17 protein-coding genes are annotated in these 15,471 nt (G+C 66.6%); 11 read left to right on the top strand and 6 right to left on the bottom strand.

Going from position 1 to position 15,471, the window contains the following annotated elements; translation table 11 throughout:
- Window positions 1-47: 47 nt before the first annotated feature.
- From CFB39_RS25855 to CFB39_RS25845, 3 genes are all read right to left on the bottom strand, one after another.
- Entirely contained in the window at window positions 48-1,430 is a 1,383-nt protein-coding gene (locus CFB39_RS25855) for a DUF1329 domain-containing protein (RefSeq protein WP_089474969.1), read from the bottom strand.
- 40 nt (window positions 1,431-1,470) lie between these two features.
- Complete coding sequence (locus tag CFB39_RS25850) at window positions 1,471-3,036, bottom strand: DUF1302 domain-containing protein (RefSeq protein ID WP_089474968.1); 1,566 nt, start codon at window positions 3,034-3,036, stop codon at window positions 1,471-1,473.
- 156 nt (window positions 3,037-3,192) lie between these two features.
- Window positions 3,193-3,972 carry an SDR family oxidoreductase gene (locus CFB39_RS25845; protein WP_089475671.1) on the bottom strand — a complete coding sequence of 260 codons (780 nt, stop codon included), beginning with the start codon at window positions 3,970-3,972 and terminating at the stop codon, window positions 3,193-3,195.
- 137 nt (window positions 3,973-4,109) lie between these two features.
- On the opposite strand from CFB39_RS25845, the gene CFB39_RS25840 reads away from it, so the two are divergent.
- The 10 genes from CFB39_RS25840 to CFB39_RS25795 all read left to right on the top strand — a co-directional run bounded on the left by CFB39_RS25840 (window position 4,110) and on the right by CFB39_RS25795 (window position 12,374).
- Window positions 4,110-4,946, top strand: a complete 837-nt coding sequence (locus tag CFB39_RS25840) for an alpha/beta fold hydrolase (RefSeq protein ID WP_089474967.1) — start codon at window positions 4,110-4,112, stop codon at window positions 4,944-4,946.
- A 66-nt stretch (window positions 4,947-5,012) separates the two neighbouring features.
- Complete coding sequence (locus tag CFB39_RS25835; RefSeq protein ID WP_039350771.1) at window positions 5,013-5,801, top strand: SDR family NAD(P)-dependent oxidoreductase; 789 nt, start codon at window positions 5,013-5,015, stop codon at window positions 5,799-5,801.
- A 38-nt stretch (window positions 5,802-5,839) separates the two neighbouring features.
- Window positions 5,840-6,589, top strand: coding sequence for an electron transfer flavoprotein subunit beta/FixA family protein (locus CFB39_RS25830; protein ID WP_089474966.1), 750 nt, complete (start codon window positions 5,840-5,842; stop codon window positions 6,587-6,589).
- A gap of 16 nt (window positions 6,590-6,605) precedes the next feature.
- Window positions 6,606-7,550 carry an electron transfer flavoprotein subunit alpha/FixB family protein gene (locus CFB39_RS25825; protein WP_089474965.1) on the top strand — a complete coding sequence of 315 codons (945 nt, stop codon included), beginning with the start codon at window positions 6,606-6,608 and terminating at the stop codon, window positions 7,548-7,550.
- A 3-nt stretch (window positions 7,551-7,553) separates the two neighbouring features.
- Window positions 7,554-8,081, top strand: a complete 528-nt coding sequence (locus tag CFB39_RS25820; RefSeq protein WP_089474964.1) for a transferase hexapeptide repeat family protein — start codon at window positions 7,554-7,556, stop codon at window positions 8,079-8,081.
- A 98-nt stretch (window positions 8,082-8,179) separates the two neighbouring features.
- Entirely contained in the window at window positions 8,180-8,428 is a 249-nt protein-coding gene (locus CFB39_RS25815) for a hypothetical protein (protein ID WP_089432756.1), read from the top strand.
- Window positions 8,429-8,695: 267 nt separating this feature from the next.
- Window positions 8,696-8,995 (top strand): hypothetical protein, encoded by a 300-nt coding sequence (locus CFB39_RS25810; protein ID WP_043186617.1) that lies wholly within the window; start codon window positions 8,696-8,698, stop codon window positions 8,993-8,995.
- A 190-nt stretch (window positions 8,996-9,185) separates the two neighbouring features.
- A complete protein-coding gene (locus CFB39_RS25805) occupies window positions 9,186-9,830 on the top strand; it encodes a DUF1326 domain-containing protein (protein WP_089474963.1) in 645 nt (214 codons plus the stop codon).
- The gene (locus tag CFB39_RS25800; RefSeq protein ID WP_089474962.1) at window positions 9,827-10,618 is read left to right on the top strand and encodes a DUF2182 domain-containing protein; all 792 of its coding nucleotides are present in this window, start codon (window positions 9,827-9,829) and stop codon (window positions 10,616-10,618) included. The genes CFB39_RS25805 and CFB39_RS25800 overlap by 4 nt, the downstream gene beginning before the upstream one ends.
- A gap of 325 nt (window positions 10,619-10,943) precedes the next feature.
- The gene (locus tag CFB39_RS25795) at window positions 10,944-12,374 is read left to right on the top strand and encodes a collagen-like triple helix repeat-containing protein (protein ID WP_089474961.1); all 1,431 of its coding nucleotides are present in this window, start codon (window positions 10,944-10,946) and stop codon (window positions 12,372-12,374) included.
- Between the two features lie 122 nt (window positions 12,375-12,496).
- Here CFB39_RS25795 and CFB39_RS25790 read toward each other — a convergent pair whose 3' ends face one another.
- Window positions 12,497-12,958: an Lrp/AsnC family transcriptional regulator gene (locus CFB39_RS25790; RefSeq protein ID WP_089442386.1), complete on the bottom strand. Its 462-nt coding sequence runs from the start codon at window positions 12,956-12,958 to the stop codon at window positions 12,497-12,499.
- Between the two features lie 116 nt (window positions 12,959-13,074).
- On the opposite strand from CFB39_RS25790, the gene CFB39_RS25785 reads away from it, so the two are divergent.
- Window positions 13,075-13,707: a LysE family translocator gene (locus tag CFB39_RS25785; protein WP_089474960.1), complete on the top strand. Its 633-nt coding sequence runs from the start codon at window positions 13,075-13,077 to the stop codon at window positions 13,705-13,707.
- A gap of 121 nt (window positions 13,708-13,828) precedes the next feature.
- Here the strand turns inward: CFB39_RS25785 and CFB39_RS25780 are convergent, their stop codons facing one another.
- Together CFB39_RS25780 and CFB39_RS25775 are read right to left on the bottom strand one after the other, a co-directional pair.
- Window positions 13,829-14,476 carry a LysE family translocator gene (locus CFB39_RS25780; protein ID WP_089475670.1) on the bottom strand — a complete coding sequence of 216 codons (648 nt, stop codon included), beginning with the start codon at window positions 14,474-14,476 and terminating at the stop codon, window positions 13,829-13,831.
- A 110-nt stretch (window positions 14,477-14,586) separates the two neighbouring features.
- Complete coding sequence (locus CFB39_RS25775) at window positions 14,587-15,432, bottom strand: GNAT family N-acetyltransferase (RefSeq protein WP_089474959.1); 846 nt, start codon at window positions 15,430-15,432, stop codon at window positions 14,587-14,589.
- Between the last annotated feature and the right edge of the window lie 39 nt (window positions 15,433-15,471).

Here is a 15,471-nt window from a genome sequence, read left to right as displayed (position 1 = left end):
CGACGCTCCGGCGCGTGGGACGCGGGCATGCCGCGTCGGCGGGTTGCTTAGTTACCCGAACTGCGGATCGCGTCGGGCGAGAAGTACGCCTCGTTGAACTGCGGGCTGTTGTCGAGCTTCGGCATCGGCCCTTCGTTGGTCAGGCGGTCGGCCATGTACGCGCCGGAGATCAGGTCGTGAAAGAACACGACGCCTGGGTAGAACACCTTCGCGTCATACGCGTACAGCGTCGTCGCGACGTTGGTGCGCCACAGCTGGCCGCGCGCGTCGTAGTTGTCGGCGAGCAGCGTCATCCACGAATCCTCGTCGATGTACAGCACGCGCTTCGCGTACTGGTGGCGGTAGTTGCTCTTCAGCGTCGCCTGCAGCACCCACACGCGATGCAGCTCGTAGCGAATATACGACGGGTTCTCGTGGCCCTTGGTCAGCAGATCCGCGTACTTCACCGAGCTGTCCATCGCCTTGTAGTTGTCGTACGGCACGTAGATCTCGCGCTTGCCGACGATCTTCCAGTCGTAGCGGTCGCCGGGGCCGTTGTACAGGCGGTCGTCGTCGACGGTGCGGAAGCCGCCCGGGCCCTGCGGCTGGTCGTAGCCGTACTCGGGCGCCTGGCGCACGCGCCGCGTGCCGGGGTTGTACATCCACGTGCGCGACGAGTTGTCCGCGCCGGCCTTGTCCCAGTTCGTGAAGCCGACGATCAGCGAGCCGCGGTCGGACAGCGGCAGCTCCGTCGCGTTGCGGTAGTACGTGCGGTTGTTCAGGTCGCTCTTCACGTCGTACTTGCCCGAGTTGCGCGGCGAGTAGATGTCGTAGCGCACCTTGCCCCATGCGATGTTGCCGTCCGAGTACACGACCGCCTGGTCGTAGGTCGCCTGCTCGGCGCCGATCGCCGACGAGAAGCGCTGGTTCCACAGCAGCTCGGCGGCCGTTTTAGGGATCGGGTAGGGCACCGTCGGCGGCGCGTTCGTGAGGCCGTTCGCGTCGGATGTCATCGTCGAATCCGGTGCGTACGTGCGGATGTCCTTGTACACGGCATCCGCGTAGCGGAAGTCGCGATGGCTCGGATAGACGATGATCTTGAACGTGGCCGGGTAGCGCTTGAACATCGCCTTCTGGCCGTCGGTCAGGTGCTCGGCGTACTGCGCCATGTTCTCCGCGGTGATCGTCGCGACCGGCTTCTCGCTCGCGAACGGATCGGGGTAGCGGCTGCCGCGCTTGTACTGCACGTCCGGCGGCGTGCCGAGCCACTTGCCCGACCACTCGGGCACGCCGCTGTCCTTGCTCGCGGCGCGCACCGCGCCCATCGGCGTCAGCGGGCCGTCGAGCGCCTTCAGGTCGTCCGGCGTGACCTTCGGGTACGACGCCGTCGCGACGACCGCGCACGCGGCCATCACCGACGCGCGCAGGAGGGGGAGATGAAAGCGTTTCATATCGATCCTCATAGTGCTGAATGACGAGCGGCCGGGCCGCTCAGAAGTGGTAGGTCGCCGTGGCCAGCACGTAGTCGCGATCCGCGAGCGGGCGCGTGACCGGGTTCGGCGAGCCGAGGAACTTCGCGTAGACGAGCGACAGCTGCAGGTTGCTCAGGCGCGTGAAGGTCACGCCGGCCGTCACGCGGTGGTCGCCCTGGCCGGTCAGCGAGCCGAGCGCGCCGGCGAGCGGCGACGTGCCCGTCAGGTCGTGCGTGTAGGTCAGCGGCACGTCGAGATCCCAGCCGTTGAACACGTTCTTGTAGCTGAGCGTCCACGCGATCTCCATCGCGAGCGCATTGCGCGAATTCGCGAGCGTGGTCGAGCCGTCGAGCTCGGAGATGCTGCCGGCATGCACATACGTGAGTTCGCCGATCAGCGACTGCGAATTCGCGAGGAAGCTCGGCCCGATCGAGTAGATGCCGGACAGGTTCGTCTGCAGCACGTTCGCGCGGGTCGACTGCGGGCCGGTCGGCGTGTTGACGAGCACGGCCGCGCCCTGGCGGTACGACACTTCGCCCGCGACGTTCACCGGGCCGACCTGCGTCGAGAAGCTCGCGCCGGTCAGCTTGATGTTGCTGAAATACTTCTGCTGGTACTGGAGCGTCGGGAAGTAGGTCGTGACGACGCTCGGGTTCATGTCGTTGTAGTGCAGGTGGTACAGGCCGAGCTCGGTGTCACCGAGCACGCGGAAGCGCGCGCCGATCCCCCACTGGTTGCGCGCGCTCGGCTTGTCGTCGGGGCCGCGCGGAATGATCATCCCGCCCGGGCCGATGATGAACTGCGCGCCGGGGCCCGTGACGTCCGAATAGCTCCAGTACGTGCCGGGCGCGGTCAGCCGGTTCTGCTGGTACGAGAACTGGTAGTAGCCGAGCAGGCTGAAGTTCGGCGTGATCTGCCACTGCGTCGAGATCTGCGGCACCGGCAGCAGGATGTCCTTCACTTCGGCGCCGGCCATGTACGACTTGGTCGCGTCGGACGGCCCCTGTGCGCCGGCGATGTTCGGGAAGAACAGGCTTTCGCCCCATGCGACGACCTGGTCGCCGACCTTCACGTTCAGGCTCGTCGAGCCGATCTTGAACGTGTTGTACGCGTATGCGGCCAGCAGCGTCGTGTGGCCGCCCGACCAGTAGCGCGCGTCGCTCGTGAAGTTGTTGTACTGGCCCGACTGGTTCACGGTGCCCGGCGCGTCGTTGTAGTTCGGGCGGCGATACGCCTGGTCGTAGAACGTGTCGGCGCGCACGAACACGCCCCAGTCGTCGTGCTTCAGGTTCACTTCGCCGAGCAGGCTGACCTGGTTCTCGATCAGCTTGTTCTTCGCGAAGTTGCGGTCGCCGTCGTCGCCGTTGATGCTCGCCGGCGTGAGGAGATTGCCGCTCGGTGCGCGGGTGCGCATGCCGAGGCCGTAACTGAGCGTGAACGTGTAGTCCAGCGTCGTGTCGGCGCCCAGCTCGATCGTGCTGCCTGCATGTGCGCCGGGAGCGGCACACGCCAGCAGCGCGGCGGCCAGCGTCGACAGCGTGGCGGTTGCCCGCTTGTCGGTACGGCGCGAAATCCGTTGATGCATGGTGTCTCCTCTTGGGGTATCGACGACGGTCGACTGTGTGTGTTGTCGTGAGAGGCAGAGTAGGGAGATCGCGGTAGCAGGGAATCGTCAAAATGAACTAGATGACTTCCCTAGGACTGGCGAACAATTCGCACCGTGCGGTTGGCAATACGTGCATTAGCGCGCGGCGGCCTGCGCGGCCGACAGGAACGCGGGCCGCTCGCCGCCGCCGTCGAGCCGCAGGTTGGCGCCCGACGTGTACGACGCTTCGGGCGATGCAAGGAACAGGCACGCGGTGGCGACGTCGTCGGGTGTCGCGAGCCGGCCGGCGGGAATCGTCGCGCGGATCGCGTCGAGCGCATCGCCGTCGCCGTAGTGGCCTTCGGCGGCCGATTCGGTCTGCACGAGGCTCGGGCTGATCGCGCACACGCGCACGCGCGGCGCCCACTCGACCGCGAGCGACGTGACCGCGTTGACGAGGCCGGCTTTCGCGGCGCCATACGCGGCCGTGCCGGGCGATGGCCGCGACGCGCTGACGCTCGCGATGAACAGCATCACGCCGCCTTCGGGCTGCGGCTGCATGATCGCGTTCACGCGCTGCGCGAGCTGCAGCGGCGCGATCAGGTTCAGCCGCACGATCGATTCGGTGAAGCGCGGCGACGCATCGGCCGCGAGCGCGAACGGCGAGCCGCCCGCGTTGTTGACGAGCACGTCGAGTCGGCCGGCCGCGGCGCGAATCGTCGCGAGCATCGCGTCGACCTGTTCGATGTCGCGCAGGTCGGCCGCGACGAACGTTGCCGTGCGGCTGCCGTCCGCGGGCGGCGTGTCGGGCGCGCTGCGTCCGCACACGAACACGCGCGCGCCCGCCGCGAGAAACCGTTCGGCGATGCGCCGCCCGATGCCCTTGGTGCCGCCTGTCACGAGCACCGTCTTGCCGCTGTAGTCGAATCCGTTCATCGTTGCCTCCGTTTCGGTGGGCCGATGATAGGAAGAAGCGCGCGCGGCTTCGTAGTCTGAAAGGATGATGCCGGCCGGCGCCGGCGGCGCAATCATCGTGGCAGACAGCCATCGAACGACGAAGGAGACAACCCGCGATGACGATCCCCACGACGCCGCCGGCCGGCAGCTTCACCGACGTGCCGGGCGGCCTGCGCCTGCACCACTACGAGGCGGGCGAAGGCCGGCCCGTGGTGTTCATCCACGGCAGCGGCCCGGGCGCCAGCGGTTTCAGCAACTTCAAGCACAACGTGCCCGCGTTCGCGGCGGCCGGCCATCGCGCGATCGTCGTCGACCTGCCCGGTTACGGGCAGTCGTCGAAGCCGTCCGACGTCGCCTATACGCTCGATTTCTTCGTCGGCGCGCTGCATGCGCAGCTGACCGCGCTCGGCATCGGGCCGGCCGTGCTGCTCGGCAACTCGCTCGGCGGCGCGATCGCGCTGAAGTACGCGCTCGACCATCCGGACGACGTCGACGGGCTGATCATGATGGCGCCGGGCGGCGTCGAGGATCGCGACACCTATTTCCGGATGGAAGGCATCCAGCGGATGGTGAAGCTGTTCACCAACCGCCAGATGAATGACGACACGATGCGCGAGCTGCTGACGCTGCTCGTGCACGACCCGGCGATCGTCACCGACGCGCTCGTCGCCGAGCGGATGAAGGTGTGCGTCGAACAGCCGACCGAAGTGCTGTCGACGATGAGCGTGCCGAACCTGACCGATGCGCTCGGCGACCTGCGTACGCCGGTGCTCGGGTTCTGGGGCACGGACGACCGCTTCAATCCGGTGGGCGGCGCGCTGAAGTTCCTCGAACGCTGCCGCGATGCGCGCTTCGTGCTGATGAACCGGTGCGGCCACTGGGTGATGGTGGAACACGCCGACTATTTCAATCGGGAATGCCTCGATTTTCTTGCGACGCGGAATACGCGATAACGCCGGATGCACCTGACGGCCGGCCTCGATGCGGGCGGCCTGTCTGAACAAAACCCTGGAGACGACATGAAGCTCATCGAAGACCTGTTCGACCTGCGCGGCAAGGTGGCCGCGATCACCGGCGGCGCGCGCGGCATCGGCGCGGAGACCGCACGCACGCTGGCGGCCGCCGGCGCGAGCGTCGCGATTCTCGACGTGCTGTCGCAACCGGCGGAAGCGCTGGTCGAGGAAATCCGCGCACAGGGCGGCCAGGCCGCGTTCTGGTCGCTCGACGTCACGCACGAGGCCGATGTGGCACGCGTGTTCGGCGAGATCGTCGCGCGCTTCGGGCGCCTCGACGTGCTCGTGAACAACGCGGGCATCGAAGGCCACAACGTGCCGACGCACGAGCTCACGCTCGCGCAATGGCAGCGCGTGCAGGACGTGAACGTCAACGGCGTGTTCCTGTGCACGCGTGCGGCGATTCCGCATATCGACGCGGCCGGCGGCGGCTCGATCGTGAACCTGTCGTCGATGTACGGGATCGTCGGCGGGCCCGACGTGCCCGCGTATCACGCGTCGAAGGCGGCGGTGCGGATGATGGCGAAGGTCGATGCGATGCTGTACGCGGCGAAGAACATCCGTGCGAACTCGGTGCATCCCGGCTACATCCGCACGCCGATGCTCGAGGAAGCGTTCCGCCAGATGGGGCAGGACCCCGATCGCGCCTTCGAGTACATGCAGACCAACGTACCGATGGCGAAGATCGGCAGCCCGCGCGACATCGCGGCCGGCATCCTGTATCTCGTGTCGCCGGCGGGCCGTTACGTCACCGGCGCGGAGCTCGTGATCGACGGTGGCTTTACCGCGCGCTGACGCGGCGCGGCGCACGCAACGGAACAGGAGACAGGCAGTTGAAAGCGCTCGTGGCAGTGAAACGCGTGGTCGATGCAAACGTGAAAGTCGGCGTGAAATCCGACCGGACGGGCGTCGACATCGCGAACGTGAAGATGTCGATGAACCCGTTCGACGAGATCGCGGTGGAAGAGGCCGTGCGGTTGAAGGAGGCCGGCGTCGTGACGGAAGTGGTGGCCGTGTCGGTCGGCGTCGCGCAGGCGCAGGAAACGCTGCGCACGGCGCTCGCGATCGGCGCGGATCGCGCGATCCTCGTCGAATCGCATGAAGGCGTCGAGCCGCTCGGCGTCGCGAAGGTGTTGAAGGCGCTGGTCGACAAGGAGCAGCCGCAGCTGGTGATCCTCGGCAAGCAGGCGATCGACGACGATTCGAACCAGACCGGGCAGATGCTGGCTGCGCTGGCGGGTTTGCCGCAGGCGACGTTTGCCTCGAAGGTCGTGGTGGCCGATGGCCGTGTGACGGTTGCGCGTGAAGCGGACGGCGGTGCGGAAACGCTGTCGCTTCAACTGCCCGCCGTCGTCACCACGGATCTGCGCCTGAACGAGCCGCGCTACGTGACGCTGCCGAACATCATGAAGGCGAAGAAGAAGCCGCTCGAAACCGTGAAGCCCCACGACCTCGGCGTGGACGTGACGCCACGCCTGAAGGTGCTCGAGATGAACGAGCCGCCGAAGCGTGCAGCCGGCGTGAAGGTGCCGGACGTGCAGACGCTGGTCGCGAAGCTGAAGACCGAAGCCAAGGTGTTGTGACAGGGAGCGGAAAGAAATGACGATTCTGGTGATTGTGGAACACGACAACGCGTCGATCAAGGCCGCGACGCTGAATGCCGTCGCTGCCGCACAGGCGCTCAATGTGGTGGGCGGCGGCGACGTTCATGTGCTCGTTGCTGGACACGATGCGCAAGCGGCAGCGGACGCAGCAGCGAAGATCTCGGGGGTGTCGAAGGTGCTGCTGGCCGATGCGCCGCAGCTGGCCGACGGTCTGGCCGAGAACGTCGAAGCGACGGTGATGACCGTCGCGAACGGCTACTCGCACATCGTTGCGCCGGCAACGGCCTATGGCAAGAACATCGCGCCGCGCATTGCGGCGAAGCTGGATGTCGCACAGATCTCCGAGATCACGGCGGTGGTGTCGGCCGATACGTTCGAGCGCCCGATCTACGCAGGCAACGCGATCGCGACGGTGCAGTCGGGCGATCCGGTCAAGGTGATCACGGTGCGTGCGACCGCGTTTGATCCGGTGGCAGCGGAAGGCGGCAGCGCCACGGTCGAGAAGATCGAAGCGGCGGCCGATGCCGGCAAGTCGCGGTTCGTGAGCCGTGAAGTGACGAAGCTGGACCGTCCGGAACTGACGTCGGCGAGCATCATCGTGTCGGGTGGCCGCGGCCTGGGCAGCGGCGAGAACTACACGAAGGTGCTGGAGCCGCTGGCCGACAAGCTTCAAGCCGCACTGGGCGCCTCGCGCGCGGCCGTCGACGCGGGCTACGTGCCGAACGACTACCAGGTCGGCCAGACCGGCAAGATCGTCGCGCCGCAGCTGTACATCGCGGTCGGCATCTCGGGTGCGATTCAGCATCTGGCCGGCATGAAGGATTCGAAGGTGATCGTCGCGATCAACAAGGACCCGGAAGCGCCGATCTTCAGCGTGGCCGACTACGGTGTGGTCGGCGACCTGTTTACGCTCGTGCCGGAAGCGGCCGCGGCGCTCTGACCGATGCCGCTGTTCGAATTCAACGGGATGCGGCCGCGCATCGATCCGTCCGCGTATGTCGATCCGAGCGCGGTCGTGATCGGCGACGTGACGATCGGCGCGCGCTGCTACATCGGCCCGCATGCGAGCCTGCGCGGCGACTTCGGCGCGATCGTCGTCGAAGGCGGCAGCAACGTGCAGGACGGCTGCGTGTTGCACGTCGGGATTGGCGAGACGTGCCGGCTCGGCGTCAACAGCCACATCGGCCACGGCGCGATCGTGCATGGCGCGACGCTCGAACCCGACACGATGATCGGAATGAATGCGGTCGTGATGGACGGCGCGACGATCGGCGCGACGACGATCGTTGCCGCCTGCGCATTCGTGAAGGCCGGCTACGACGTGCCGCGCGGCGTGCTGCTCGCGGGCGTGCCGGGGCGCGTCGTGCGGCGGCTCAGCGACGCGGAGATCGACGCGAAGGCGAACGGTACGCGCATCTATCAGCAACTGGCGGCGGACTGCCTGAGGACGATCAGGCGGATCGACGGGTGAGCAGCGGGCATCCGGGCGGCCCAGGATGCGACGGATTGCCGGGCAGCTTGCCGTTGCCGTAAGATCGGCACAGGCTTTCCCACCGGCATCCGCGTCACATGAAAAAGCACGTCCGTTTGCGGCTCACAGTCATTGCGTCGGCATTTGCCGTCTACAGCGTTTATATGCACATCCAGCAGTTCATCAGTGGCTGCGTGTGGGTCAGGGGCCATCAGCGCTGCAGTTTCGAAAACAGCACGAACTTCGAAGGGTGGATGGATCTCGACCTGATGATCGCGTGCTGCTGGGTCGCCGCGGCGGTGGTGGGCTGGATTTCCGTCATGCAGGCCGCGAAGAAGCCGGGTTGAAGGCTGGCGTTTCTTTCACGCGAAACCGAGCGCTGTCAATCCGTGACAACGATCATCGATGCGGCATCGCCGCAATCGTCCGTGCCTCTTCCGCATCCCCGCGCCGCAGGCGCAACCGGCCACCGGGATCGGGCTCCGCTCGTTCGACGTGCTGGTCGGCTTCGACGTCGGGATGAGCGTTGCCATCCGTCGGCCGTCGTTGTGCTTTTTCCTGCCGTGCCCGGATAATGACCCGGCATCGCGCACGCCGCGCGAGGGGAGGCTCCCATGCAATTTCCGACGGGATCGGTGGTCGCGCTCAGTTCGGCCGCCGCGACGATGTTTTCGATGGGCATGCTGTTTCTCGGCTACTGGGGCTGGCACGAGCCGCTGCCGTGGCGGTTCGGCGACTACGTCGTGATCCTGCCGGCGCTGGCCGGGTTCGCGTGCCTCGTCAGCGTGCCGTTTCTCGCCACGTCACCGATGAAGACCCCCGACGACGAATCGCGGATGTTCGTCGCGCGGCGCGTGTTTCTGTGCGGCGCGAGTGCGTTGTGGTGTGCGATCGTCGCGTCGCTGGTCGTGTGAGATTCGTGCAGGATTCGCATGCGCCGAGGTCCGCCGGTGCGGTCTTGAACGGGCGCGTCGAAACGTCTTTCACGCGCGCTTGAACGGCGGTTTTCACGCGTCGATTCGGGCCGCCGCGACGGCTTTGATTTCCCCTGTGCCGTGCACTAGATTCGAAGCATTCCTGTGTAGCCGAGCGCGAGGTGGAGCCATGACGCCGTGGGAGATTCAGGGCACCGAATTGATGAATTGCAATTGCTCATACGGTTGCCCGTGCCAGTTCAACGCGCTGCCGACCCATGGCCATTGCGCGGCGATGGGGGCGATCGAGATCGACAGCGGCCACTACGGCGACGTGGTGCTCGACGGCGTCAGGATCGCGGTCGTGTTCGAGTGGCCGGGGGCCGTCCACGAGGGGCGGGGCCGGTGCCAGCCGATCGTCGACGAGCGCGCCAGCCCGGCCCAGCGCGAGGCGGTGCTGAAGATCATGACTGGTCAGGATACCGATCCGTTCGCGACGATGTTCTCCGTCTACGCTTCGACGCTCGAGCAGGCGTTCGATCCGATCTTCGCGAGGATCGATTTCGACGTCGATGTCGACGCGCGGCGTGGCCGGATTCACGTCGACGGCGTGTTCGACCTCGCGGGCGATCCCATCCTCAATCCGGTGTCGGGCGCCGAGCATCGCGCACGCATCGACCTGCCGCACGGCTTCGAATACGAGCTGGCCGAAATCGGCTCGGGCACGTCGCGCTCGCAAGGCCACATTCCGCTGACCCTCGACGGCAGCTATGCGCAGTTCGCGCGGCTGCACCTGAACAACCACGGGGTGGTCAGGCATCGCGTCGCGGCATGACTCCCGTCGACCACTGGCTCGGGCGCGAGCGCGTCATCACGCTGCTCGGCATCGCGGCGCTCGTCGGTCTGTGCTGGTTCTATCTTTTGACGGGCGCGGGAACCGGCATGTCGGCGCTGGACATGACCGCCGTTGCGCTCTTTCCGCATCGCCTGAAGGGCGCCATGGGCAGCATGGATCCGTCGCTGGCCACCGTGATCGTGATGTGGTGGGTGATGATGATCGCGATGATGACGCCCAGCGCGGCGCCGCTCGTGATGCTGTACCGGCGGGTGCTGCGACAGCGCGGCGTGGACGGGGCGGGTTCGGCGTTCACGTCGCTGTCGCTGCTGGCAGGCTACCTGGCCGCATGGCTCGCGTTCTCGATCGGCGCGGCGCTGCTTCAGGCGATGCTGCAGCCGGCCGGGCTGATCTCCGCGATGATGCTGTGGTCGAAGAGCGCCGTCCTTTCCGCGATCGTGCTGGCGCTCGCCGGGCTCTATCAATTCTCGTCGCTGAAACGCGCGTGCCTTCGGCAATGCCGGGCGCCGGCCGGGTTCCTGGTCGCGCACTGGCGTCCAGGCGTCACCGGCAGTTTCCTGCTTGGCGCGCGGCACGGCATGGTTTGCGTCGGCTGCTGCTGGTTGCTGATGGCGCTGCTGTTCGTCGGCGGCGTGATGAACGTCGTGTGGATCGCCGCGCTGTCGCTCTTCGTGTTCGCGGAGAAGATCCTGCCCGGCGGCGAACGTGTCGGGCGCGCGCTGGGCGTCGTGCTGATTGCGTGGGCCGGTGCGACGTTGATCGTGTGACGGGCCGTCATGGGCAAACCGGCGCGGACGTGCGGAATCGCCATGGACGGGTGACGGCCGGTCGCGGCCGGTCCTGCGTCGAGCGATGCCGGCACTTTCACTGCGGGATGCTACGTAACGCCGGGCCTGCGTTACGCACGCGTTACCCGGAACGCGAGGCTCGATCTCGCTGATGAAGGCGAGCCCGGATGCGATGCGTCGGGCCCCGGACGGCCGTTGGAACAGGGCAGTCCGGCGTGTGCGTGAAGTCGTCGTTGATGCCGATCGCAATGGCACGATAGGTGCTTGTCGGGATGATCGAGCTAAAAAGCGAACGGGGGCTTCCATGCAAAATCATTTCATCAAGGCGAACGTTGCGGTCGCCGCCATTGCGGCGGCTTGCGCGCTGGCGGCGTGTGGCGGCAACGATGTTACGGCGCCTAAGCCGGGTGGTAACACGATCGGAACGAGTACGAGCGGCACTGGCGGGACGAGTGGTACGAGTGGTACGAGCGGCACGAGTGGAACCAGCGGGACGAGTGGAACCAGTGGCACGAGTGGAACCAGCGGTACGAGTGGAGCCAGCGGTACGAGTGGAACCAGTGGCACGAGCGGAACCAGCGGGACGAGTGGAACCAGTGGCACGAGTGGAACCAGTGGTACGAGTGGAACCAGTGGTACGAGTGGAACCAGCGGCACGAGCGGAACCAGCGGGACGAGTGGAACCAGCGGGACGAGCGGAACTAGCGGGACGAGTGGAACCAGCGGCACGAGTGGAACCAGCGGCACGAGTGGAACCAGTGGCACGAGTGGAACCAGCGGAACTAGCGGGACGAGTGGAACCAGCGGTACGAGTGGAACCAATGGCACCGGCGGGACGAGCGGAACCAGCGGCACCCCCGGCACGAACGGCATCATCAGCTCCGTCGGTGTGGTCGTCATGGACGCCGGCGCCACGATTTCCGGCGAGAGCCCGCCGGGACCGACCAAGGGCGTGACCACCGGCCTCGGCAACACGGTCACGGGCGCGGGCACGATCATCCGCGACACGTCGAACGCCGTGAGCAACGGCATCGGCCAGACCGGCTTCACGGCGAACCCGGTCGGCACGACGGTCGCCGGGCTGGGCTCCATCGTCGGCTCGACCAGCAACCCGGTCACCGGCCTCAGCGACACGGTGAAGGCGCTCGGCACCGGCCCGCTGTCGCCGTTGGCGCCGCTCACGACGCCGGTCGGCGGCCTGCTCGACACCGTCGCCGGTGGCCTCAAGACGGGCGGCACGATGCTCGGCGCGGCCCTGTCGTCGGGCCCGGTCCAGCAGACGACGCAGGCGATCAGCACGGCGATCACGCCGCTCGTCACGACCGTCGGCCAGGTCACGCAGCAGGTCGGCACGGCGACCGGCCTCGGCCAGCCCGTCGCGGGCCTGCTCGGGCAGATCGGTGGCGCGATCACGTCGGCGGGATGGAAGGTGACGTCCACGTCGCCCCAGCCGCTGGTCAGCGGCGTCGGCGACCTCGTGCGCGCGGTCGGCAACACCGTGACCAACGCGGGCGGCCTCGTGAACCCGGGCGGTGCGAACGGCGCGGTGCCGGTCGCGGGCCTGGTGACGAGCGTGGTCGGCGGCATGCCGGCGATCGTCCACAACGGTTCCACGACCGGCACGACCGGCACGGGCGGCGGCTCACCGTTGGGTGGTCTCTCCAACCCGCTCGCGCCCGTTACGGGGCTGGTGGGCGGCCTGCTCGGCGGCTTGGGGGGCTTGGCCGGCAAGTAACCGATCGATTGAGATCGTCATGGCGGTAACCGGCCAACCGACAATCGGCCGCCGGTTACCGCCAACCAGAATGGCTTGATGATCCCCTGCGGGAAGCGGATCGGACGGGGCCTCTCGATGTGTCAATCGCGCACGACGTCGCGCTGCGACGGCGGTCGCGCCAGCCCGCGTGCGGGCAGCGGCGTCGACATCACGATCGACGTGCGCGTTTCGCCGTACAGGTTGATGCGTTCGATCAGTTGTTCGAGATGGGTCATGCTGATCGCGGCGAGCCGCATCATGTACGAGTCCGCGCCCGTCACGTGATGGCATTCGACGACTTCGGGAATGGTTTCCAGCAACCGGAGGAATTTTGCTTTTGCCGGTTGCGGCACCGTGATGCCGATCAGCGCGCTGACCGGATAGCCGGCCGCGGCAGGATTGATCCGGGCCGTATAGCCCTCGACGACGCCGGCCGCTTCAAGCCGCTTCACACGTTCCGTCACCGCCGGCACCGACAGGTGCACCTGGCGGGCCAGCTCCGTGTAGCTGATGCGGCCGTTGGCCTGCAACAGCGTCACTACCTTCCAGTCCAGATCGTCCATCGCGGCGGAAATTTTTAAGGCGGAGCGGCCATTTTTCCTTAAAAACCCCATTCAGCGATGACGGGACTTTCCCTACGATGCCTGTTCAACACGTTACATGTCGCAGGGAGCAGGCGATGCTGTTCATCAAGTCAGTCGTGATGGGGCTATCGATCGCGGTGCCGGTCGGGCCGATCGGCATGCTGTGCATCCAGCGCAGCCTGAGCCGCGGCTTCCAGGCGGGATTCGCGACGGGCGTCGGCGCCGCGTGCGCCGATGCGATCTACGGCCTGCTCGGCGCGCTCGGCATCGCCGGTATCGTCACGGCGTTCCCGATGCTGACCGTCGGCCTGAAAATCGGCGGCGGCGCGTTTCTCGTGTGGCTGGCGTGGACCATCGCGCGCCAGGCGCCGGCCGCGTCGACGGCGCAGCGCGACCTGCCGCGCACGACCGTCCTGCGCGATTTTGTGACGACGTTCGGCCTGACGCTGTCGAACCCGATGACGATCCTGTCGTTCGTCGGGATTTTCGCGGCGCTCGGCCCGCTGTCGGGCGCGCGGGAAGGGGCGGTGTGGCCGGCCGTGACGCTGATGGTCGCCGGTGTGTTCATCGGTTCCGCGACGTGGTGGCTATGCCTGAGCGGCACGACCGCCGCGCTGCGCACGAAGATGTCGTTCGCGTTCGTGCACGGGCTGTCGCGCGTGTCGGCCGCGGTGATCGCGGTATTCGGCATGATTCAGGTGGTCGCGGGCGTGCGCGGGGTCATCTAGGTCGGTGCGTCGCGCGGATCGCGTTGCGACCGGCCAAGAGCCGCCATTCATCCCCGGGCCGGATCGGTCATTTAGCGCCCTGACATCCAGGGCCGCATGCGGCCATCCCCGGACGGAGCGATTACGCGGCTGGCCGACGAAGCATTGCCAGCAATACGCCGAATCCGATCATTAGCGAACCACTGGCCCGGTTCAGCCACATAAAGCCCTTGGGGTTTGTCGCCAGCGAACGCAGCCGCGCGCCGATCACGGCGTAGGTCACGATGGCCACGAGTTCCAGCATCAGGAACGTCGCGCCGAGTGCGGTGAAGCTGATGGCGTAGTGCGTCGGGTCAACGAACTGGGGAAAGAACGCCGTAAAAATCAGAATGGCCTTCGGATTGCCGGCCGCCACGTAGAATTCCTGTTTGCAGTGTTTCACCAGCAAATCCGCCCGGTCCTTCCGGGCCGCCGCCGGCTCCGTCTCGACGACAGGCTGCTCGGTAGACTTCGAACGCAGCAACTTGATACCTAGCCAGACGAGATAGGCTGCGCCGCCGAACTTCAATACCAAGAACAAGGTTTCGGAAGCGATCAACAATGCGCCCAGGCCGAACCCGGTAATCGCGATCATGATGGCGAACGCCGCGAGACGCCCAAATGACGCGGTCACCGAATGCAGCACACCGTTGCGTGCCCCGTTGGACAGCGAGAGGACGTTGTTCGGTCCGAAGGCCATGTTGAGCGCAAAGCAGGCCGGCAGAAACAGCAGGTAGGTATGCAATGACATGTCGTGAATATTCGTGGTTGTTTGCCGCAGTTTACAACGGTGAAAACGTCCCGTGACCCCCATCGAAGCGCGTTCGGTCGCCATTGCGGCCACCGCCATGTCCGTGACGATCACCCCAGCTCGAACGACGTCACCCCGAACACGCGATCGATTGCCATCGCCGGCGCGTCTTTCGTGTACATCCGTGCGGTTTCGAACACGCTCGTCATGCCGTGCCGCTCGGCCAGCGCGACGGCCGCGGGGTTCGTTTCCGGCACGTCGAGCACGATGACCTCGCCGGGCATGCGCGCCGCCAGCGCGCGAAACAGCCCGGTGGCGACGCCCGCGTCGTCGGCGAAAAGCGGGCCGATCTTGCAGCCCGTCCTGCAACGGCGCACGACACCGTAGCCGGCGACACGGCCGGCGTCGATCGTCGCGAGCGCAACGGCATCCGGCTGCGCGATCCAGGTGGAGATGAAACGCTCGCGCGCCGACGGAAAGCACTGGCGATCGTAGGCAAGCAACTGCTCGAAGGGCACGTCGGCCGCTGCCACCACGTGCGCGCACCCGATGCCGTCCACGCGCCCCTCATAGCGGATGTTGCGGTACGCAAGCTCGAATCCGGATTTCCTGTAGTTCGCCTGCTGGGCCACGACACCATCGAGCCCGATGTTGCGGTCTCCGAGGTAACGCATGCCGTGCTGCCAGGTTCGGATGCCGAAGCCTTTGCCGCGGAACCCGGGTTTCACGATGTAGAGGCCGATGAAGCCGAAGCGTTCGTCATAGGCGACAGCAGAAATGCACGCGACCGGCTCGCCGCGCCATACGCCGACGAAGAACCCGGCGGGGTCCGCTGTGCTGAAACAGGCAGGATCGTGCAGGCCGGGGTTCCAGCCTTCTGCCGCCGCCCATTCGACCGCCATGGCGACCTCGTCGGCCGACATGGTGCGCACGATGAAGTCTCCGCCTTGGTTCATGGTTCACCCCAGTCGCTGCGCCTTCAGGATTGCGCGTCG

Source organism: Burkholderia sp. AU6039, assembly GCF_002223365.1.
Classification (GTDB): domain Bacteria; phylum Pseudomonadota; class Gammaproteobacteria; order Burkholderiales; family Burkholderiaceae; genus Burkholderia.
This window is presented reverse-complemented; position numbering and strand designations above follow the sequence as displayed.